Source organism: Mesorhizobium sp. CA15 (genome assembly GCF_020165215.1).
GTDB lineage: Bacteria > Pseudomonadota > Alphaproteobacteria > Rhizobiales > Rhizobiaceae > Mesorhizobium.
Genome location: NZ_JAIUHQ010000002.1, coordinates 316,978 through 334,854 on the forward strand (window position 1 = coordinate 316,978; position 17,877 = coordinate 334,854).

25 protein-coding genes are annotated in these 17,877 nt (G+C 63.3%); 10 read left to right on the plus strand and 15 right to left on the minus strand.

Translation table 11 applies throughout. From position 1 onward, the window contains the following. Position 1: 1 nt before the first annotated feature. From LB515_RS04915 to LB515_RS04925, 3 genes are read left to right on the plus strand one after another with little or no spacing between them, the layout of a single operon-like run. Positions 2-343 (plus strand): hypothetical protein, encoded by a 342-nt coding sequence (locus LB515_RS04915; RefSeq protein WP_095768540.1) that lies wholly within the window; start codon positions 2-4, stop codon positions 341-343. Next, positions 340-1,218: a cytochrome c oxidase assembly protein gene (locus tag LB515_RS04920; protein WP_224706927.1), complete on the plus strand. Its 879-nt coding sequence runs from the start codon at positions 340-342 to the stop codon at positions 1,216-1,218. Before LB515_RS04915 ends, LB515_RS04920 begins: the two co-directional genes overlap by 4 nt. Continuing rightward, entirely contained in the window at positions 1,199-1,615 is a 417-nt protein-coding gene (locus LB515_RS04925) for a c-type cytochrome (protein ID WP_224706928.1), read from the plus strand. The genes LB515_RS04920 and LB515_RS04925 overlap by 20 nt, the downstream gene beginning before the upstream one ends. Here LB515_RS04925 and LB515_RS04930 read toward each other — a convergent pair whose 3' ends face one another. The 13 genes from LB515_RS04930 to LB515_RS04995 form a co-directional block, all read right to left on the minus strand. After that, positions 1,616-2,422 carry an ABC transporter permease gene (locus LB515_RS04930; protein ID WP_224706929.1) on the minus strand — a complete coding sequence of 269 codons (807 nt, stop codon included), beginning with the start codon at positions 2,420-2,422 and terminating at the stop codon, positions 1,616-1,618. Then, positions 2,419-3,144 carry an ATP-binding cassette domain-containing protein gene (locus tag LB515_RS04935; protein ID WP_224606497.1) on the minus strand — a complete coding sequence of 242 codons (726 nt, stop codon included), beginning with the start codon at positions 3,142-3,144 and terminating at the stop codon, positions 2,419-2,421. Before LB515_RS04935 ends, LB515_RS04930 begins: the two co-directional genes overlap by 4 nt. Then, positions 3,141-4,103, minus strand: coding sequence for a PQQ-dependent catabolism-associated beta-propeller protein (locus LB515_RS04940; protein WP_224706930.1), 963 nt, complete (start codon positions 4,101-4,103; stop codon positions 3,141-3,143). Before LB515_RS04940 ends, LB515_RS04935 begins: the two co-directional genes overlap by 4 nt. Beyond that, positions 4,091-5,311 (minus strand): ABC transporter substrate-binding protein, encoded by a 1,221-nt coding sequence (locus LB515_RS04945; RefSeq protein WP_224706931.1) that lies wholly within the window; start codon positions 5,309-5,311, stop codon positions 4,091-4,093. Before LB515_RS04945 ends, LB515_RS04940 begins: the two co-directional genes overlap by 13 nt. A 181-nt stretch (positions 5,312-5,492) precedes the next feature. Further along, positions 5,493-6,002 carry a ferritin-like domain-containing protein gene (locus LB515_RS04950; RefSeq protein ID WP_095768533.1) on the minus strand — a complete coding sequence of 170 codons (510 nt, stop codon included), beginning with the start codon at positions 6,000-6,002 and terminating at the stop codon, positions 5,493-5,495. A gap of 75 nt (positions 6,003-6,077) precedes the next feature. Continuing rightward, a complete protein-coding gene (locus LB515_RS04955; RefSeq protein ID WP_224706932.1) occupies positions 6,078-6,941 on the minus strand; it encodes a DUF3618 domain-containing protein in 864 nt (287 codons plus the stop codon). Continuing rightward, positions 6,938-7,330: a phage holin family protein gene (locus LB515_RS04960; protein WP_095768531.1), complete on the minus strand. Its 393-nt coding sequence runs from the start codon at positions 7,328-7,330 to the stop codon at positions 6,938-6,940. Before LB515_RS04960 ends, LB515_RS04955 begins: the two co-directional genes overlap by 4 nt. After that, positions 7,327-7,938: a hypothetical protein gene (locus tag LB515_RS04965; protein WP_224706933.1), complete on the minus strand. Its 612-nt coding sequence runs from the start codon at positions 7,936-7,938 to the stop codon at positions 7,327-7,329. The genes LB515_RS04960 and LB515_RS04965 overlap by 4 nt, the downstream gene beginning before the upstream one ends. A 161-nt stretch (positions 7,939-8,099) precedes the next feature. After that, positions 8,100-8,555 (minus strand): hypothetical protein, encoded by a 456-nt coding sequence (locus LB515_RS28300; RefSeq protein WP_224600525.1) that lies wholly within the window; start codon positions 8,553-8,555, stop codon positions 8,100-8,102. After that, positions 8,552-8,977: a hypothetical protein gene (locus tag LB515_RS04975; protein WP_224706934.1), complete on the minus strand. Its 426-nt coding sequence runs from the start codon at positions 8,975-8,977 to the stop codon at positions 8,552-8,554. The genes LB515_RS28300 and LB515_RS04975 overlap by 4 nt, the downstream gene beginning before the upstream one ends. A 242-nt stretch (positions 8,978-9,219) precedes the next feature. Next, positions 9,220-10,167, minus strand: coding sequence for an alpha/beta fold hydrolase (locus LB515_RS04985; RefSeq protein WP_224706935.1), 948 nt, complete (start codon positions 10,165-10,167; stop codon positions 9,220-9,222). A gap of 90 nt (positions 10,168-10,257) precedes the next feature. Beyond that, on the minus strand, positions 10,258-10,503 hold the full coding sequence (locus LB515_RS04990) for a hypothetical protein (RefSeq protein WP_095768528.1): 246 nt from the start codon (positions 10,501-10,503) through the stop codon (positions 10,258-10,260). A gap of 431 nt (positions 10,504-10,934) precedes the next feature. After that, positions 10,935-11,261: a DUF768 domain-containing protein gene (locus LB515_RS04995; RefSeq protein WP_095768527.1), complete on the minus strand. Its 327-nt coding sequence runs from the start codon at positions 11,259-11,261 to the stop codon at positions 10,935-10,937. Positions 11,262-11,497: 236 nt separating this feature from the next. On the opposite strand from LB515_RS04995, the gene LB515_RS05000 reads away from it, so the two are divergent. The 7 genes from LB515_RS05000 to pqqE all read left to right on the plus strand — a co-directional run bounded on the left by LB515_RS05000 (position 11,498) and on the right by pqqE (position 15,891). Next, positions 11,498-11,827 carry a low affinity iron permease family protein gene (locus LB515_RS05000; protein ID WP_224706936.1) on the plus strand — a complete coding sequence of 110 codons (330 nt, stop codon included), beginning with the start codon at positions 11,498-11,500 and terminating at the stop codon, positions 11,825-11,827. A 144-nt stretch (positions 11,828-11,971) separates the two neighbouring features. Beyond that, positions 11,972-12,490: a ferritin-like domain-containing protein gene (locus tag LB515_RS05005; RefSeq protein WP_224706937.1), complete on the plus strand. Its 519-nt coding sequence runs from the start codon at positions 11,972-11,974 to the stop codon at positions 12,488-12,490. 59 nt (positions 12,491-12,549) lie between these two features. Further along, complete coding sequence (locus tag LB515_RS05010; RefSeq protein ID WP_108702850.1) at positions 12,550-12,645, plus strand: pyrroloquinoline quinone precursor peptide PqqA; 96 nt, start codon at positions 12,550-12,552, stop codon at positions 12,643-12,645. Between the two features lie 126 nt (positions 12,646-12,771). Beyond that, positions 12,772-13,710 (plus strand): pyrroloquinoline quinone biosynthesis protein PqqB, encoded by a 939-nt coding sequence (gene pqqB, locus LB515_RS05015; protein ID WP_224706938.1) that lies wholly within the window; start codon positions 12,772-12,774, stop codon positions 13,708-13,710. Further along, positions 13,707-14,465 (plus strand): pyrroloquinoline-quinone synthase PqqC, encoded by a 759-nt coding sequence (gene pqqC / locus LB515_RS05020; protein ID WP_224706939.1) that lies wholly within the window; start codon positions 13,707-13,709, stop codon positions 14,463-14,465. Before pqqB ends, pqqC begins: the two co-directional genes overlap by 4 nt. Before the next feature lie 23 nt (positions 14,466-14,488). Beyond that, entirely contained in the window at positions 14,489-14,758 is a 270-nt protein-coding gene (pqqD, locus tag LB515_RS05025) for a pyrroloquinoline quinone biosynthesis peptide chaperone PqqD (protein ID WP_224523261.1), read from the plus strand. Then, a complete protein-coding gene (gene pqqE, locus LB515_RS05030) occupies positions 14,755-15,891 on the plus strand; it encodes a pyrroloquinoline quinone biosynthesis protein PqqE (RefSeq protein WP_224706940.1) in 1,137 nt (378 codons plus the stop codon). Before pqqD ends, pqqE begins: the two co-directional genes overlap by 4 nt. 60 nt (positions 15,892-15,951) lie before the next feature. Here pqqE and LB515_RS28305 read toward each other — a convergent pair whose 3' ends face one another. After that, entirely contained in the window at positions 15,952-16,206 is a 255-nt protein-coding gene (locus tag LB515_RS28305; protein ID WP_411969121.1) for a DUF6894 family protein, read from the minus strand. Positions 16,207-16,566: 360 nt separating this feature from the next. Continuing rightward, positions 16,567-17,667, minus strand: coding sequence for a mandelate racemase/muconate lactonizing enzyme family protein (locus LB515_RS05040; protein ID WP_224706941.1), 1,101 nt, complete (start codon positions 17,665-17,667; stop codon positions 16,567-16,569). Positions 17,668-17,877: the final 210 nt, after the last annotated feature.

The following is a 17,877-nucleotide window of genomic DNA, read 5'->3' on the forward strand; positions in this document are numbered from 1 at the left end:
GATGCGCGCGCTGCGGCTGGGCACGTCCTGGGGAGGTTTGTTGTCGGGGCCTTTGGCCTGGGCAATCTCGACGCAGCTGAACTATTCGCTCGTGCACTGGCAGTGCAATCGCCAGGTTCAGGTCGTGCTCCCGGTGGCGCTGTTGCTCGCGCTGTTTTCGCTGCTCGGTGGCGCGCTATCATGGCGGGCGAAGCGGCAAGGCGGCGCCGCCTTCAAGCCTGAGCGCACGCGCAGCACCGAGCGTTTCGTCGCCGATCTCGGCATGCTCGCGGCGCTGCTGTTCGCCCTCGTCATCCTCATGCAGGGCAGCGCCGCGCTTATCCTCGACGAGTGCCTGCGATGAGCCTCGAGGCCTTCTTCTCGACCTCGATCTGCTATGGCGCCGGCGCGCCCGAGGCCGGATGGACGTTGGCGTTTCCCATCACGCTTCCCTTGGCAGTGCTCGCGCTTATTTATGCGCTCGGCGCAAGCCGGCTATGGCGCCGCAGCGGCCGGGGCCGACCGGAGCGGCTACGACAGGCTCTGTTGTTCGCGGCCGGTTGGGGCGTGTTGACGGGAGCGCTGGTCAGCCCGATACACGCGCTCGGCGAGCGCGTGTTCTCAGCCCATATGATCGAGCACGAGTTGCTGATGGCCGTGGCGGCGCCGCTTCTGGTCGCCGCCTGCCCGGGCGCGGCCTTGATGTGGGCATTGCCAGCCAAACTTCGCCGAGGGACAGGAAAGCTCACCCACGGCAAGGTGCTGCAGGCGCTCTGGGCCCTCGCCGCGCGCCCGCTCAGCGCGACGGTCCTTCATGGGATAGCAATCTGGACCTGGCACATTCCGGCGCTGTTCGACGCAGCGCTGCAGCAGGGGGTGCTGCATTATGCACAGCATGCGAGTTTCCTCGGCACTGCCTTGCTGTTCTGGTGGGCGCTTCTGCCACGTTACGGCCGGCGGCAAACCTATGGCAGCTCCGTCATGCATCTTTTCTTCACCTCGCTGCATACCGGCCTGCTCGGCGTCCTGTTGCTGTTATCGCCAAAACTCTGGTATCCGGCGAATGCCTCCGGCGCGGCGCTCTGGGGCCTGAGCCCGATCGAGGACCAGCAGCTCGCAGGGCTAATAATGTGGGTTCCGGCCGGCTTGATCTATGGCGGAGCGGCCTTGCTGCTCGCCGGCCTCTGGATAAGCAACAGTGGAACCAGGGAGGCAACGCATGCGCTCCGACCTGGCTAGGCTGATCGGCGGCGCCCTTGCCGCGATCCTCCTGCTGGCCGCGGCAGTCGGCGCGGCGGCCTTATGGACCGACCGGCGCGAGCGCGTCCGGCACGAGTCGGATGTGGCGACCGGCGGCGTGGGCGCACGCGCCATTCCGATCATGACCGCGAATGGCTGTTCCGGCTGCCATACGATTCCCGGCGTGCCGGGAGCGCAAGGCCAGGTCGGGCCGCGCCTCGACGGCAGCCTAGCCGGCCGTGTCTATATCGGCGGCGTTCTGGCAAACAATCCGGAGAACCTGATCCGCTGGATCCGGTCGGCAAGGGAAATCAACTCGCATACCGCCATGCCGTCGACGAGGATCACCGAGCAGCAGGCGCGCGATATCGCGGCCTATCTCTATGCCCTCAGATAATCAGCCTTCGCCGCCGCGCCGGGACCACAGGCCGCGGCCTGGATCGTAGCCGACCACCGCCGCCAGGAAGAATGCCCCAAGGCAGGCGACAACGACGAGCATGGAAACCACGTCGAACCGCAGGTAGAGCGCGAAGCGGATCAGCTCGACCGCCGAGCTGAATGGGTTCCAGGCGGCGATCGTCGCCAGCGCCGGGCCGGCTTCGGCGAGCCGCCAGATCGGATAGAGCGCCGTCGAGGCAAAGAACATCGGGAAAATGACGAAGTTCATCACGCCGGCGAAGTTCTCCATCTGGGTCGAGAGCGAGGACACCAATAGGCCGAACGCACCGAGCATCAGACCCGACAGCACGAGCGCCGGAAACACGGCAACATAGCCCAGGATCGGCGGCCGCACGTCCCAGAAGCGCGCCACGAAGAGGAACAGGTAGACCAGCGGCAGGCCGACGATCACGCTGGCCAGCAGGCGCGCGGCAAGCAGGTACCAGCGCGGCAAAGGTGCCGTCAGCAGCAGGCGCATGCTGCCCATCTCGCGGTCGTAGACCATGGCCAGCGAGCTTGCCATGGCATGAAACAGCAGCATCATGGCCATCAGCCCGGGCACAACATAGACCTCGTAGAGGACATAAGTCTGGTAAGGCGGCGTGATCGACAGGCCGAGTACCGAGCGGAAGCCGGCGGCGAAGATCGCCAGCCAGACAAGCGGACGGACCATCGCGGAGAACAGGCGCGCGCGCTGCCGCAGCGTGCGCAGCATTTCCCGCTGCAAGATGCCGTGGAGCGCCCGCAATGCGTGATGCGTCTTCATGGCGACCCCGTCAGCGAGGCGAATGCCTCCGCGATGCTTTCGACCCCAAGCTCGGGAGAGATGCGATCAGCGCGACCGGCCCAGCGCACCCTGCCCTGATCCAGCACGACGATGTCGTCATCGGCTCCCACTTCTTCGAGGAAATGCGTCGCCCACACAACGGCAATGCCGCGCTCGCGGCAAAGCTCTCTCACATGCCGCTCGAGCGCGCGCCGTCCCGGCACGTCGAGCCCGGCGGTCGGCTCGTCGAGCAGCAGCAGGCGCGGACCATGCATCAGCGCCCTTGCGATCTCCACGCGTCGGCGCTGACCGCCGGACAGCGCGCGGGTGGGATGATCGATCCTGTCCAGCACTCCCAGGCGGCTGAGTTCCTCCCTGGAGCGCTGCTTGCTCAAGTCTGCGGGAATCCCGTGCAGGGCCGCGTGGTAGCGCAGGTTCTCCCCCGCCGTCAGGTCGAGATCGAGCGTCGGCAGTTGGAAAACGATGCCCATTTGCGCGAGGGCGGCGGATGGGTTCGCCTCCATCGCCTGGCCAAAGACATGCACAGATCCTGCCCGCGCGTGATAGAGACCAGTGATCAGCGAGAACAAAGTCGTCTTGCCGGCCCCGTTGCGTCCAAGCAGGACGCACATCCTCCCTTCAGCCACAGCGAACGAGACCCCCTGGAGAACCCGCCGGTTTCCGAAACTGTGGCCCAGCTCCTCGACCGACAGCGCGTTCATGGGCCGATCACGACACCCCATGGGCCGCGCCCCACCGGCAGCGATTTCACCACCTCCTGATTCTCCAGGTCAATGAAGGAGACATCGCCCGAGTTGCCGTTGGCGCTGATCAGGCGCTTCTGGTCGTCCGAGAGCGCGACATGCCAGGGCCGCTGGCCGACGAGGTAGAGGCGCCGGACCGTGAGGGTCTTGGTGTCGACCTCGGCAATCCTGTTGGCTGGACCGAGCGCTACATAGGCGCTCGCGCCGTCGCGCGACATCACGATACCGACCGCCTGCACGCCCTCGCGCCGAATACCCGGCACCTCGAACTCGATCTTGCCCGTTTGAGCGCGCGTCGCGGCGTCGAACACCGTGGCGGTGCCGCGGATTTCGGACGACACCCACAATTGCTTGCCGTCCGGCGAGAACGCCGCCGCGCGCGGCCGCGTGTCGATGAGCAGGTTGTCGATGAGCTCGAGCGTGGCGGCATCGATAAGATGGACCATGCTCGTGGTCTCGGAGGTGCAGGCGACCGTTCGGCCGTCGGCACTAACCGCCATACCTTCCGGCTCCACCCCGACATCGACGGTGCCGATAACCTTGGCCGCCGCGATATCCACGACCGAAACCAGATTGTCCTTCTCATTGGCCACAAAGAGCCGTTTGCCATCCGGGTGGACGACGAAAAATTCCGGATCGGCGCCGGAAGGCAATCGACCGACCACCTGCCGCTTGGCGAGATCGACCATGTCGATGCGGTTATCGTCGCCTTCGGCAACGAACAGCGTCTTCTTGTCGATCGAAAGCGCCATTCCGCGCGGACGCCGGCCGACTTCGATCGTGTCCTGAAGGGTCATGGTCGCCCCGTCGACGACCGCGATGGTGTTGTCCTGCTCGTTGGAAACGTAAATCGTCTCTGCCCAGGCGGAAGGAGCGAGGATCAACATCGAAAGGACGAGCGCGATCAGAACTTGCACGTGCTCTCCTCCAGATCGATGCCCAGAGTGTCCAGCGTCGTACGCTGGTGAAGGAAGCCCGGCTGTGGCGAACTCGAGACGAGCAGGCGAGGGCCAGCGATAAGGATGGGCTGGCGCATCTGCCCGTCCCACTGACGGAAACTCAGCCCCTGTCCCTTGAAGCCGGCGAGAAGGAAATCGTCGCTGCGCAGATAGTTTCCGATCGCGGTCGGATCGAGACTGTGCAGCCGCGTTGCCGCCTCGCCAACGCTTCTGACGGCAAGCCAGGCGGCGTAGTCGCTGGGCAGCATCCAGCGCCCGGCCAGCTTGTGGAAGCGATCCTGGAGCTGCGTGGCGCCCCACTCCTCGTTGACCGCACTCCAGCCGGTTGCGACCAGCCCTTGCGTCCCGGCCACCGGCCTCGGAAGAGCGGTGCGCCCCTCGAGATAGGCGCCGAATTCATCCGCTTCATCGGCAGCAACCAGAACATCATAGTCGCTGACTTGCGTGGCGGCGGGGATCTCGGTCTGCAGCGTGACGTGCCCCGTGTCCGCGCGGCCATTGGCGGGCCGGAACGTCCAGGGCTGGTCGACGGTGATTTCCGCTCCGAAGCGCGTCGCGGCGCGCCGGAAGGCAGCCGCCATCGCCTGATCCTGCGGATGCGGGCCGACCAGCAGGAACCAGTGCTGCCAGCGTTTCCAGATCAGATATTGCGCCAGGGCGTCGGCGAGCATGGCGTGGCTCGGAATTGTGTGCAGCACGTTCTTGCGGCAATCCTCCTGACGCAGGCGATCATCGGGTGCGCGGCTGTTGAACAGCGTCATCCGCTCGGCGCCAGGAGCTGCGCTCGCCTGCAGCAATTGGGGGGCATCCAGATCGGCAACCACAAAGCTGATGCCGGCGGCGGCGAATTCCTTGATCGCTTCGGCTGGCGTCTCGCCGACCTTGAGGATGACTTGCTGCAACCGGAATTGCTGGCCGAGAAAGCGGCCGGTGCTGACATCGTCGGCGATGCCGAGCCGGGCACCTTGCAGGCCGTCGTCAGTGACGACCTCGTCCAGCGGCCCGAGGGGCAGAGGTGGTTTGCGCTGTTCGCCGAGATAGCCGATCACCAACGTCTGCGGCTCGGCCAGACCGGGCAGGGCGATGGCGAGCAGCATGAGAAACGTCAGCGCCAGCCGCATCCGGCTCAGGTCGGGCAAGCCAAGTCGGATGTTCAATATCGGCATGGGCACTCCAGGATGGGAGCGACCCTAATGTTTTGAAAGAAGGAATGTTCCTGGATTCATGCCAACCGGCCCGCCCCATTCAACCATCGGGGCGGGCCCAGCCTTCGACCGGTAGAGGGAGGACCGACCGCGACCCTAACAGCTGGAAATGCGGATTGTTCCTGGCGGTGGTCTTTCCAAGTCAGCGTTTCGCGCTGTCGCTGTCGGCGTCCGCCCGCGTCAGGAACTTTTGCGTGACTTGCGGCAGGTTGCTCTTCAACCACTCGGCCATGGCTTCTTCTTCGCGCAGGTTCTGCTCGCAAACACGGGCAATCTCAGCCTCGCCCGCGGCGTTGGCCGCGGCGATGAGGATCGTATAGGACGCGATTTCCATGTGCTCGAACGTGTAGCTCGCCAGAGAGCCTTTCATGACTTCGTCGCCGGCGAAGACGCCGCTGATCGACTGCGCTGTAGCGGTCAGCTTGCCGCCTGCGTCTTTCAACATGGAGGAACCTTCATCGAGGCCATCCAGGCAGGTTTTCAGCCGCCTCGCCTGCTCTTTCGTCTCTTCCAGATGGCTGCGAATTCGCTCGCTGAGTTCAGGGTAGCTCTCAATCCGGCTCAATTGCCCCGACAGCATCGTCTCTGCCTGTTCCTCCATGGCGTGAGCGTCCCTCAGCCATTGGACAAGCCATTCGCGCGATTCAGCCATTGCGGTGTCTCCATCTATCTGACGCCGCCCGAACCGAGGGAGGCGCGCATTGTTCCTTGAGTGTTGAAAAAGCGGCTACGATTTCCCGGACGAGGACGCGTCGGAATCGGAAAGTTTCTCGCGCACCGATTCGTCGGCCTTGTCGGCCGCGGCTTTGACGACCCCGCCGACCTTGTCGGCCAGCGTGCCCTCGCTCGACGCCTGCCGTCCGGCTTCGTCGCTTGCCGACTGGTAGGCTTCCGCCGCGACTTGCGTTGCGGTGTCGAGGCCTTCTTTCAAAGTGTCTTCGGCACTATCCCGAAGCCTCTCGCGATAGGTGCCCAATCGCTCGTCCTCGACCTCTGTGTGGGGCAGCATGGCGCCGATGGCAGCTCCGATGGCGAGGCCGACGGCAGCCACTGCGAGAGGCTGGTCCTCAAGCAAACTATGTGCCGAGCGGCTGGCACTCGTTGCCATATCGGCCGCAGCCGCCGCCGAGCTCACCAGTGTGTCGGCTGCGCTGCTTGCCACGTTCGACACTGTGCCGGCAGCTTCGTTAGCCATTCCCGAGACAGTTCCGGCCGCCCCGCTGGCCGCTTCGGCGACGGAGCCTGCCGCATCCGAGACGGTCGAACCTATTCCAGCGCCGAACGCTCCATGATCGAGGCCAGGACCGCGCCGCGTCACATCGGTACCAGCCGGGGTGGCGGAGGCGCCACTGCCCAACATCAGCCAGGCCAGGCCCGCGCCGATCACCGTCAGCGGCAATGGATTGTCCCGAACCTGGGCCTTCAGGTTGTGAAGCATTTCGGAGCCCGCGCCGCCTCTGAAATGCCCGGTGAATTCGTCAAAGAGCTGCCCGGGGGTCATCTTGTCGCGAATGGAGTCTGCGGTCGCCACCACTCTTGCGCGCGTGGCTTCCGCTTCGCGTTCGAGCTCTGCTGCGGATCTCTCGGTCATCTCGCTTGTTCCTTGATCACGTTCACGTCACGCTTGAGCTGTTCCTGTGTACGGTCCGGCGCGAGCTCGGAAGGCGCCATGCTCGCCATGCCGGTCCGCAACAGGATCACGCCAAGCACGGCCACGACCACGCCCACGAGCAAAGCGGACCACCCGGCGCCCAGACCAAGGCGGGCCAGAGCGATAACGAGCGCCTGCAACAAAACCAGCAGCGCAGCGAGCAGACATATCGCGCCGCCCAGCACCTCGACGGCGCCTGCGCCAGCCTTGGTCGCGTTCTCCGAGATCTCCGCTCTTAGGAGCCTCGCCTCCGTTTGCACGAGCGTGCTCACCTGTTGCGCCAGATCGGCGACCAATGTGCCGAGACTTGGATTATCGTGAGTGCTCATCTCTTCAGCTCCGCTGCCTTGCCGGGTATGCCGCCGTCGGAACCCCAATTTGAGGGAGCGCTATCCCGTCGTGCACTCCTTCCCAGGCCGGTTTGTCCGGAACGTTCAGGCTTGGCCGCGGCCTGCGTCGGGCGGCGCGTGCCGGGCGGCGAAGCCTTCATGAAGCGGCCAAGTGCCAATCCCGCCAGAACCGAACCGGCAAGAAGCGCTCCAGGATTCTCGCGGCCAAAGGACTGAACGTCTTCGAGCACTTGTCCGAACGGCTTCTCCTTCAACGAGGAGGACAGCCGCTCCAGCCCGCTTGCGGCCTCCTGCATGAACTTCGAGGCCGCACTCTGGTCGCTGTTAGCCAAGTGATCGCTCGCGGCGCGCAGGGCGCCGCCGAAAACCGACAGGCTCGATCCGATATCGCGCTGCGTCTGCTCGGCCTTTTCGGAGACGGCCTGCTGGGCTTCGGCGGCATACGCTCCAGCCCTGCGGGCGACCTCGTCGCGGGCATCGTGGAGAGCTTCGCCGGCGCTTTGGGTTTCTTGCTGGATCCGGTCGGAAACTTCGTCCTTCGCCTTGGCGAAGTCGGACTCGGGGCCTCGATCATCCTCGCGCTGCATGGTGCCTCCTAGTGAAAGCCGAGGAAGGAAAGCACTGCGAGCACAACAACGATCAGTCCGATGAGATAGATGACACTGTTCATGGTGCAGCCTCCTCGATGCAATCCGAACTTCCGGCCGGCTACGATGTTCCCCTGGACGAGCAGCTTTTTAGCGAGTTCTCATTTGCCCATGGGCTTTGCCTTCAAAGCGGCAAGCTTCTCGTCTGGGCAAAGCAGCCTGGGGCGTGTCGGATCGGAAATATCGATCTTGTCCCAGGGAATGCGATAAAGGCCCTCGCGGCGGCTCAGCGCGAAGAAGTCGAGCAATGCGGTGCCGACAGTCGACGCGGACAGTCGCTCGAACGCCGCGAAGATGCCGATATGGAATTCGGTGACGACGAGATCGTCACCATCCTGCTCTGCGATGATCTCCTCGATATAGCCGATGCTCTTGCCGCGCTCGGAGAATACAGGCCTGCCGGCAAGATGCTCGAGATTTACAGTCGCCATCCTCGCCCAGATGAGCTGGTAGCCGAACAATGCACCGGCCTGCGCCGCCGTCGCCATCGAGCCGACCTCCACGAAGCCGCCGACGCTGGTCACGACACCGAGTGAAATTTCGAGCAGCTTCTTCATTGCTGCTGCGCAAAATACTGGCGATAGGCCGCAGCGAGATCGCCTTGCGCGGCCCGAAGCTCCTGTTGCGCCTGACCGACCTGGGCATCCTGTTCGGCCTCGACCGCGTCCTTGGCCCGCCTTGCCGCATTCGACAGCCGGGTAACAGCCGCTGCCAACGAATCTCGCTTTCCCCGGTCGGAGGGAGACGCCGATTCCACTTGCCGGCCGGCGGCGAGTGTCTCGGCGAAGGTTTGCAATGCAGTGGACGCATAATGGGACGGCGCGGCGCCGGAGAGCCAGGCGTCGCTCAACAGCACTGCCGCCTGCGCCGTCGAGGCCGCACGCTTCGATTGCTGGTCAATCGTTTTAGACGAGGAGCAAGAGGCAAGCGCCAGCAGGGGCAGGAAAGCCCGGCTCGGCCGGGCAACGGTGCGCAACATCTTCCCCTCGCTGCAATCGCATCAAATCCCGAAGATCAAGCCGCAGCCACGCGAAAGTTCCTCCGTGTTCGGGTTTTGCGCCGCCGATTGCCTGTTGCAGGGCGCGCGCGAAGATCGGGTTCGGCTTTTCCACCCTGACCGGGAATTGCAATTTCTTTGTCGGTAAAATACGTGGCTGGTTCTCCGTTGGAAGCCAGCCGAATCTCGGCCGTATTACGTTGTTCCGCGGACCGCGCACCTAATCAGGTCGTGCGAGCCGATTGCTTCGCCATGTCACCAATGTTGGCAAGAGCCGCAACCTTGTCGATCATCGCTAGGATCACCTGCGGATTGCTTTGATGCACCATATGTCCCGCATCCAAAACGATTTCTACGAGCGAGTGGCTTATCTCTGATTGCAGCCGCAGCGCCTCGGCCTTGGCATCGAACAGCTGGTCGCCCGCGCCGGCAATTATCCCGACAGGGACGGCGATGTCGGCATATCGGCGATTTGGGAAGAGTGCCGATACCAGCATCAGAAAGGATTCAGCGGATATGGAGCGCAGCTGCGAGGGCCGGCTCGCCAATCCTCTTGTCATCGCCGCAAAAGGCATCGCGACCGTTGCCGGATGAAAAATCTGCTTCATCGCCCAATGCCAGTTCAGTCTGACCAGCGAAGGCAGCAAAGCGTGGCGCAGCACCGTCCCGAGCAGTGGAACCGCCGGCAGCGCGGAGATGGCAAGGGCCAGTCTCGGCGACGGGTAATGATAGCCGGCGACGACAACGACGCCAGCTACCGACCGGCGATGCCGGCGCGCCATCTCGAGCGCCACCGCTGCACCCCAGGAATGGCCGACAACCATGTAGCGCCCGATGCCGAGTTTCGCGACCGCGGCATCGATGAGGTCGGCCTGGGCAGCTGCGGTCCAAGGTCTGCCGGCCGGGCGTGGACTCATGCCGAAGCCGGGCCTGTCGAAGGCAAGTACGCGATATCTGGCGGCGGCTCTGCCGAAGATGCCGCTTGTCGCGAAGTCTTCCGCCGAGGCGCCATTGCCGTGCAACAGCAGAAGCGGTTGCCCATTGCCCGCCTCCAGGAAATGCAGCTTCGTTCCCCGGAGATGGATGAAGCGCCCGAGCGGACGTGCGGCCAACGCCCGTCGCGCAAGCTGGCCATTGTACAGGGACAAGCCAACCGCTGCCGCCGCAAGCAACAGAAGCAGGTTCTTCCTGAACTTTGCCGTCATCGTTGGAAATCAGGCGGTGTGGCGGAGCAGGCGACTTTACAGCCGCCCTGCTCGCTATCAGGCCGACCCTTTCTGAGGCAGCTCGGTCTCTTCCTCGACTTGGTCGCGCAGGCTCTGCTCGGCCTCCTTCTTATCAGCCCCGGCCGACGGCTTTTGCCGGGCGAGCTCGCGATCCACAATCTTGCGCGAGCCTTCAACCGGATCTTCCTGCGGCGAATCCCTGTCCGCTCCTGTTTGCTGGCCGGTCCGATCGCTGCTTGGGGTTGATCGCGCGGGATCGTCGTTTTGGCGGGGCTTCGTCATTGAGCACTTCCTCCGCTTTCATCGGATGTCTGCTGACTTCCGGGCAGGTTGAAGCCGGCCAAACCTCTGTGGCCGGCCTTTGTTCCGTGGGCAGCGGGATCGGCCTCGTTACTGCTCCGCAGCCGGGAGAAGCACCAGCCTCTTGCAGCAAATGTGGTTGAGGCTGAACCGCTGCAATTCTACAACTGCGGCAAGCGTCCGGTTGCGTCCTGCGTCCGCCTCGCGAGGAAGGAACCATGACGCGCCACTCTCAACTCAGTCTTTTGGAATTCGAAGCGCTAACGCAGGCAGCTTCGAAACTGTCGAAGGATCACGGCGGAACGCTGGAAAGCTTGGTGACCTCCCTGTTCGAAGCGCTGCGCGAAGGAGAGACTTGCCCAAAGACGTTCTGGACACGGTAATTTCGACGCTGACCAAGGAGAACCGCTAGACTAGACAGCCGGCTTGCCGGAGCCCTCGGCATCATCCTGTTCAGGCTCGACATCTTCCAGGGCATCGATGACGGGCGCCAGCGAATTCTCGTGATCAGCACTGGATTCCGACCCTCTGTTTTCCTCGCCGGCTTTGTCTAGTGCACGTTGGATGGCGTCCTCAATGTTGCCCACCTCCTGCTCGCGCACCTCGCGACCGTAGCCGGCGGCATCGGCGTCTTGCTCGAATTGCTGCGCCAGCATCGCAACGCTGATCTCGGTGTCGGTCGGCAAGTTGCCGACATTCTCTTCCAGCCAGCTTCGCAGGAATTCCTTTGTCGCGTTCATGGAGCACCTCCTCCTCGACGCGAGATAACTGGACGATGACGCCGATGTTCCGTAAATCCGAAACGGCGGGGAATGGACGGATCGCTGCACGGAGGGGAGCTTGAACACTCTGGGGACACACTCGATGGCTTTCCACGGCGAGAGCGCTTGACACGAGGGGGACGTTCCCGCCTCGAGCTAGGTTCCAGCCCAACGTATCCAGCGGGAACCCGGCTTGCGCTCAGCCGTTCGCAGGCATGGCAACATTGCAGCTTCGAGAAGCGCTGACCAAAGTCGGCACACTGACGTCCCGACCGGCGGCCTTTTTGATTTTGGGCGGCTACACTCTTGCTTGGTACGTCTTCGAGCGGGAGACACTTGACTGGCACGGCGCCGCGACGCTGATCACCTGGGCAATGACGCTGTTTATTCAAAGGGCCGAGCATCGCGACACCCAAGCATTGCAGGCGAAACTCGATGAGCTGATCAAGGCGAACGACCAGGCTCGCAACGAGATCGCCGGAATGGACGACAAAGAGCCGGAGGAAATCGAGCGGATGCGCGATGTCGGACGAGGCGGAAGTTGACGTCTCCTCAACCGGACTGCCTTCGGAGCTAAGTCGTTGTGAGCACGGCGCCAGCGATGATGACACTCTTGTCGGAACTTCGGGTCTCCGGGCGGATTAGGAAGAGTGCCGCAGGCGCATCCCTACACCCAAGGAGGACCTAAGATGCCGAAAAAAGCTTCGTCCGCGACCTCGAACGGCTTGGAAAGCCTGTTCCTGGACGGACTAAAAGACATTTATTACGCTGAAAAAAAGATCCTGAAGGCTTTGCCAAAGCTGGCGAAAGCAGCACAGTCCGAAAAGATAAGCGCAGCTTTCGAAAAGCACCTCAAGGAAACTGAAGACCAGGTGGGCCGCCTGGAACAAGTCTTCGACATGCTCGGCAAGCCGGCCAGGGGCAAAACCTGCCCTGCTATCGACGGAATCATCGAGGAGGGCTCGGAAATCCTCGAAGAGTACAAGGACGAGCCGGCGCTTGACGCAGGGCTGGTTGGCGCCGCGCAAGCGGTCGAGCATTATGAAATCGCACGCTACGGCACGCTGATCGCATGGGCCGAACAGCTCGGTCTCAAGGATGCTCTTCCGCTGCTCCGACAAACGTTGAAGGAAGAATCGGCAACCGACGAGGCGCTCAACGCTCTTGGCGAGAGCGACGCCAATCAACGTGCTTTGCAGGCGGCCTAGCAAAGTGGACCACTTGGCCCTAACGGCCGTCGATCTTATGGTTGCAGAAGGAGAACTCGATGAAGAAGACCTGGAAGAAACCAACCATGTGTCAGGTGGCGGCGGGCTTCGAGATATCGCGATATCTGCCTGCTGAAATCCGGCCGAAAAAGTAGCCCGTGAATTTGCATGCCCTGCTCAACGGGGCATGCAATTCTTTGCGATATCAGAAGACGCGGACGCAAATCGACCGCAGCCGTAAAAGTGGCGCCGGTCAGTTAGCCCGCTGGGCATGCATTGCCATGCGCGTGAAGATCATCGGATCGGCGGCGGGAGGCGGCTTTCCGCAGTGGAACTGCAATTACCGCCTGAGCCGCGCGGCTCGGACGGGCATGCCTGGCTTGCGTTCGCGAAGCCAATCATCCATCGCCGTATCGGCGGACGGGACAGGTTGGGTCCTCTTCAACGCGTCGCCCGACATCCGCCAGCAGATTGCGCAAGCGCCCGAGCTGCAGCCCGCGGCCGACGCGCCGCTGCGCTCGACTCCTATCCGCGCGGTGGTGCTGACCAATGCCGACGTGGACCATGTCGCCGGCCTGCTGAGCCTGCGTGAGCGACAGCCTTTCGCGATCTATGCGACGGCACAGGTGCTGGCGACGCTGGAGGCGAATTCTATCTTCAATGTTCTCGATCCGGCGATCGTGCCTCGGCGCCTGCTGGCACCAACGAAGGAAATGGCAATCTGCGGCGCGGACGGCCACCCGACCGGCGTGATCGTCCGCAGCTTTCCGGTGCCGGGCAAGGTAGCGCTCTACCTCGAGCAAAGAGGCGATCCCGCCGCCGATTTCAGCTCGGACACCGGCGACACGATCGGCGTCCGCGTCAGCGAGACCGGCGGTCGTGCCGCGGTTTTCTACGTTCCGGGCTGCGCGCGCATCGATGCCGCGCTGCGCGCGCGTCTGGCCGGTGCTGCTTGCCTTCTGTTCGACGGCACCGTCTACACGGACGACGAGATGATCACCGCCGGCGTCGGTGAGAAAACCGGCGCGCGGATGGGGCACGTTCCAATGTCCGGAGAAGCGGGTTCGATCGCCGGTCTGGCCGATGTGAAGATCGGTCGCCGCGTCTTTATCCATATCAACAACACGAATCCTGTGCTGGATGAGAATTCCGCCGAACACGCGGCGGTCAAGGCGGCTGGCTGGGAAGTCGCCAGCGATGGCATGGAGCTTGAATTGTGAGCGATTTCCACGACGCGGCCCGAGGCGGATTGTCCAAGAGCGAGCTCGAGGCCGTGCTGCGGCGGGTCGGCGACGAGCGCTACCACAACCGCCATCCTTTCCATCACAGGATGACCGGCGGCGCGCTGTCGAAGGCCGAAATGCAGGCCTGGGCGCTGAACCGCTATTGCTACCAGGCCGTCATTCCGCGCAAGGACGCCATGATCCTGGCGCGTGCCGAGGATCCGGCGTTTCGCGCCGCGTGGCGCAAGCGCATCGAAGACCATGACGGCGATGATGGCTGGAGCGGCGGCATCGCGCGCTGGCTGCACCTGGCGAGCTCTCTTGGGCTCGATGCCGAAGCCGTCAAGGGCGAAAAGCTGGCCCTGCCGGCGACCCGTTTCGCCGTCGGCGCCTATCTTTCCTTCTGCACGAACCATACGCTGCTCGAGGCGGTCGCGTCATCGCTGACCGAGATGTTCTCGCCGACGATCATTGGCGAGCGGGTGCCGGCGATGCTGGCCAGATACGACTACATCACCGAGGATACGCTGGCCTATTTCAGCCGGCGGCCCGAACAGGCATCGCGCGACGCCGACTTCGCCCTCGCCTATGTGCTGGCCCATGCCGACACGGCCGAACGCCAGCAGCAGGCGATCGATGCGCTGGTTTTCAAATGCGACATACTCTGGGCCATGCTCGATGCGCTCCAGCATGCTTACGGCGCGCCGGGAAACATACCGCCCGGCGCCTTCCGCCCGGCGGCGGCCTCATGACGGCACTACGGGAAAGAGCCATCGTGTCGTTGCGGTCGGCGCCATCGCTGCCCAGGCATGTGCGCATCCAGTACGATCCCGTGCGGCAGGCGTTCGCCGTGCTTTCGCCGGAGAAGGTATTCTGGCCGAACGAGATCAGTCTCGACATACTGCGCCGCTGCGACGGCCGGTCCACGGTCGAGCGCATCATCGCCGATCTTGCGGCCGACTATGACGCGGATCCGGAGGACGTGGCGGCCGACGTCATCGCCTTCCTGCAGGAATGGTCGGACAAGCTTTTGGTGAAGCTATGAACGCGCCCCTCCTGCCCCCGATCGGCATGCTGGCGGAACTGACGCATCGCTGCCCGCTGCAGTGCCCTTATTGCTCCAATCCGCTCGAGCTGCTGAAGGCCAACCACGAGCTCGACACGCAGACCTGGCTCGATCTGTTCTCGCAGGCCGCCGATCTCGGTGTCCTGCAGGTGCATCTTTCCGGCGGCGAGCCGACGCTGCGTCGCGACCTCGAGCAATTGATCGCCGGGCTTTCGGCGCGCAGCGTCTACACCAACCTCATCACCGCCGGCGTCGGCATTGCCGAGGGCCGCATCGAGGCCTTTGCCGAAGCCGGTCTCGACCACCTGCAACTAAGCTTCCAGGGCGCCCGTCAGGCGACCACCGACCGTATCGGCAACCACCGGGGCAGCCACGAGAAGAAGCTGGAGACGGCACGCCGCGCCCGCGCGGCCGGGCTGCCCCTCACCATCAATGCGCCGGTCCATCGCCACAACATCGAGGAAGTGCCGGAATTCATCGATCTCGCCCTCTCCTTGGATGCGGAGCGGCTGGAGATCGCGAACGTCCAATATGCCGGTTGGGCGCTCGCCAACCGCGACAGGCTGATGCCCGACCTGGCGGCGGTCAACCGGCAGGCGGACATCGTCACGGCGGCACGCGAAAGGCTCGCCGGAATCATGAACATCGATTTTGTCACGCCGGATTATTTTGCCGTGTATCCCAAGCCATGCATGGGGGGCTGGGCGCGCGACGCCTTCATGGTCGCGCCCGACGGCACCGTGTTGCCGTGCCATGCCGCCCAGACCATTCCCTCGCTGCGCTTCGAGCGCTTCGGAGACCGCAGGCTCGCCGAAATCTGGGCCGACTCACCAGCATTCAGCGCCTTCCGCGGCACCGACTGGATGCAGGAGCCGTGCCGAAGCTGCGAGCGGCGTGAGATCGATTGGGGCGGCTGCAGGTGTCAGGCGATGGCGATCGCCGGCGATGCGGCGGCAACGGATCCGGCCTGCATCAAGTCGCCGATCCACAAGCGAATGGCGATGCTGACCGACGCCGCGCAGGCAGCGCCGGAGGGAAATGAAAGCTTCATTTTCCGGCGGATCGGCGCCACAACCCCACGTGACGCGCGCACTTATTATGGCCCCCGATGACGGCCCACCCAAGAATGTTCGGCGGCGGACCCACTTCGACGCAACCTCCTGCGACGCCTCTCACCGGCCAACTAGGTGCAAGAGCGGCAACGATTGTGAGACCGTGAGAGTTGCTGAATATATCGCCCTGCCGGTTTCATCATGGACCGAGATCGCCAGGGTCTCATCGATGTCGCTCTCAGCCATTTCGTCGACGGCGATGTCGTGCAGCGTCTTAAGCGCTTCTCGTCGCATGTCGCGCAGGCTGTCCAGTTCAACCCACGCATCGGCAAATCGCTGCCCGTTTCTCGTAACTTCGAAAACGTACCGTGGCATTCAGCCATTGTGAGCACTTCGGATGCCAGCGCATTTAAATTTGAGTGATCGCAATGAGCAGAGGGACGAGGTCTCGCAAAAAAGTTGATACCTTGCGCGTAGTAGCAGTCGGACATTTGCTTCATTGGCCAGGTGCTCCGCTTCGCCTGCGACAGCCCAATAGCGATATGTCATTCGCCTCTGCCGGGAGATCACTTGACCGGCCGCCGTGGACCCCCCACTCGCCGTTCGGCGGGTGCTGCTTATTCGCGGCGCGCTCCTTTTCCAGCGCGATAGCCTCTCGACGCTTCGAAGCGACCGTGGCTGGTCCGCTCGGCAAGCTGGCTCTTTCCGGCCAGGTCGGTCCGTTACCGATCTGGCTTAGACCCTCTCCTCAAAGCCATCCAGCTTACGACAGTCAAAGCTGACACCAATGCCTGGCTCGTCTGGGGCGACTGCCAGCCCATCCTGCAGCCTGAGCGGACGAGTGGTGTACAGGTCGATGTCGAAACTGTGCGCCTCCACCCAACCAGCGTTTGATTGGCCTGCGACCAAACTGACATGTAGTTCCTGCATGCCGTGGCTGCACACCGGAATTCCAGCCTTGCGCGCAAGCTCGGCGACCCGCAACCAGCCTGTGATGCCGCCACAGTTCGACGCGTCTGGTTGGATGTAGGATAGCTTCGACCACGCGACGGCATGCTCGAACTCCTCGATCACATGCAGGTTCTCGCCCATGGCCAGCGGCATGCCCGTCGCCTCGGCAATGGCAGCGTAGCCCTGGTAATCGTCCGGTATGATGGGCTCCTCGAACCAGAGCAGCTCGTAAGGCGCGAATGCTTTCGCCGCTTCGATCGCCCGATGAATGTCGAGCGCGTAATTGGCGTCCACCATGAACGGGGTGTGCGGCCCGATGCGCTCGCGGATCGCCTTAACTCGGGCGACATCCTCCGCGAGGTCGTCTTTGCCGACCTTGATCTTCACAGCATTGAACCCGGCGGCGAGATAGGAGTCGATGCTCGCCAGCAACTGATCGAGGGAGAAGTTCAGGTCGATGCCGCCGCGATATGCCTTGGCTGTCTTGCCGGCCCTGCCTGCCATTTCCCAGAGTGGCCGGCCGATGCGCCGGCCCTGCAGATCCCAGAGCGCTATGTCGAGCGCAGAAATCGCAAAGGACGCGATGCCGCCGCGTCCAACATAATGGATGTGCCATAGCATCCCATCATGGAGCGCCTCGATGTCGGTCGCGTCCCGTCCTTTCAGGAACGGCGCCAGATCGTGCACGATCATGGCTCCGATCGCATGCCCACCTTTACCTCCGGTGTAGGTGTAACCAGTCCCTTCGCTGCCGTCCGCCAGCCTCAGGGTCGCTGTCACCAGCTCAAAATGCGTGTGAGCACCATGCTTGGCGTCGGTCATTACTTCACGCAGCGGCACCCGGAAAAGCCGAACCTCTACGTCCGTGATTATTGTATCGCCCATTGCGAGGCTCTCGTCGTCTGGCCTATTTTCGTCATACCATAATTGCACTCTATCGGGCTGATCGCAACCAGATCGGTGATCCACCGCGCTTTTGGTCCGATGATAACTCGCTGGACCTTGTGCTTTGGTCCGATCTGCGCATTAATGACTGCGTGAAGTGGAGGACGGCTTGTTAAGTACACCACAGCATCTTGGAACGCGGGCCACGAG

Bases quoted from the DNA above. Each gene is read 5' to 3' on its own strand.
- LB515_RS04915 (WP_095768540.1), top strand. From the start codon at position 2: ATGCGCGCGCTGCGGCTGGGCACGTCCTGGGGAGGTTTGTTGTCGGGG.
- LB515_RS04920 (WP_224706927.1), top strand. From the start codon at position 340: ATGAGCCTCGAGGCCTTCTTCTCGACCTCGATCTGCTATGGCGCCGGC.
- LB515_RS04925 (WP_224706928.1), top strand. From the start codon at position 1,199: ATGCGCTCCGACCTGGCTAGGCTGATCGGCGGCGCCCTTGCCGCGATC.
- LB515_RS04930 (WP_224706929.1), bottom strand. From the start codon at position 2,422: ATGAAGACGCATCACGCATTGCGGGCGCTCCACGGCATCTTGCAGCGG.
- LB515_RS04935 (WP_224606497.1), bottom strand. From the start codon at position 3,144: ATGAACGCGCTGTCGGTCGAGGAGCTGGGCCACAGTTTCGGAAACCGG.
- LB515_RS04945 (WP_224706931.1), bottom strand. From the start codon at position 5,311: ATGCCGATATTGAACATCCGACTTGGCTTGCCCGACCTGAGCCGGATG.
- LB515_RS04950 (WP_095768533.1), bottom strand. From the start codon at position 6,002: ATGGCTGAATCGCGCGAATGGCTTGTCCAATGGCTGAGGGACGCTCAC.
- LB515_RS04955 (WP_224706932.1), bottom strand. From the start codon at position 6,941: ATGACCGAGAGATCCGCAGCAGAGCTCGAACGCGAAGCGGAAGCCACG.
- LB515_RS04960 (WP_095768531.1), bottom strand. From the start codon at position 7,330: ATGAGCACTCACGATAATCCAAGTCTCGGCACATTGGTCGCCGATCTG.
- LB515_RS04965 (WP_224706933.1), bottom strand. From the start codon at position 7,938: ATGCAGCGCGAGGATGATCGAGGCCCCGAGTCCGACTTCGCCAAGGCG.
- LB515_RS28300 (WP_224600525.1), bottom strand. From the start codon at position 8,555: ATGAAGAAGCTGCTCGAAATTTCACTCGGTGTCGTGACCAGCGTCGGC.
- LB515_RS04975 (WP_224706934.1), bottom strand. From the start codon at position 8,977: ATGTTGCGCACCGTTGCCCGGCCGAGCCGGGCTTTCCTGCCCCTGCTG.
- LB515_RS04990 (WP_095768528.1), bottom strand. From the start codon at position 10,503: ATGACGAAGCCCCGCCAAAACGACGATCCCGCGCGATCAACCCCAAGC.
- LB515_RS04995 (WP_095768527.1), bottom strand. From the start codon at position 11,261: ATGAACGCGACAAAGGAATTCCTGCGAAGCTGGCTGGAAGAGAATGTC.
- LB515_RS05000 (WP_224706936.1), top strand. From the start codon at position 11,498: ATGGCAACATTGCAGCTTCGAGAAGCGCTGACCAAAGTCGGCACACTG.
- LB515_RS05005 (WP_224706937.1), top strand. From the start codon at position 11,972: ATGCCGAAAAAAGCTTCGTCCGCGACCTCGAACGGCTTGGAAAGCCTG.
- LB515_RS05010 (WP_108702850.1), top strand. From the start codon at position 12,550: ATGAAGAAGACCTGGAAGAAACCAACCATGTGTCAGGTGGCGGCGGGC.
- pqqB (WP_224706938.1), top strand. From the start codon at position 12,772: ATGCGCGTGAAGATCATCGGATCGGCGGCGGGAGGCGGCTTTCCGCAG.
- pqqE (WP_224706940.1), top strand. From the start codon at position 14,755: ATGAACGCGCCCCTCCTGCCCCCGATCGGCATGCTGGCGGAACTGACG.
- LB515_RS28305 (WP_411969121.1), bottom strand. From the start codon at position 16,206: ATGCCACGGTACGTTTTCGAAGTTACGAGAAACGGGCAGCGATTTGCC.
- LB515_RS05040 (WP_224706941.1), bottom strand. From the start codon at position 17,667: ATGGGCGATACAATAATCACGGACGTAGAGGTTCGGCTTTTCCGGGTG.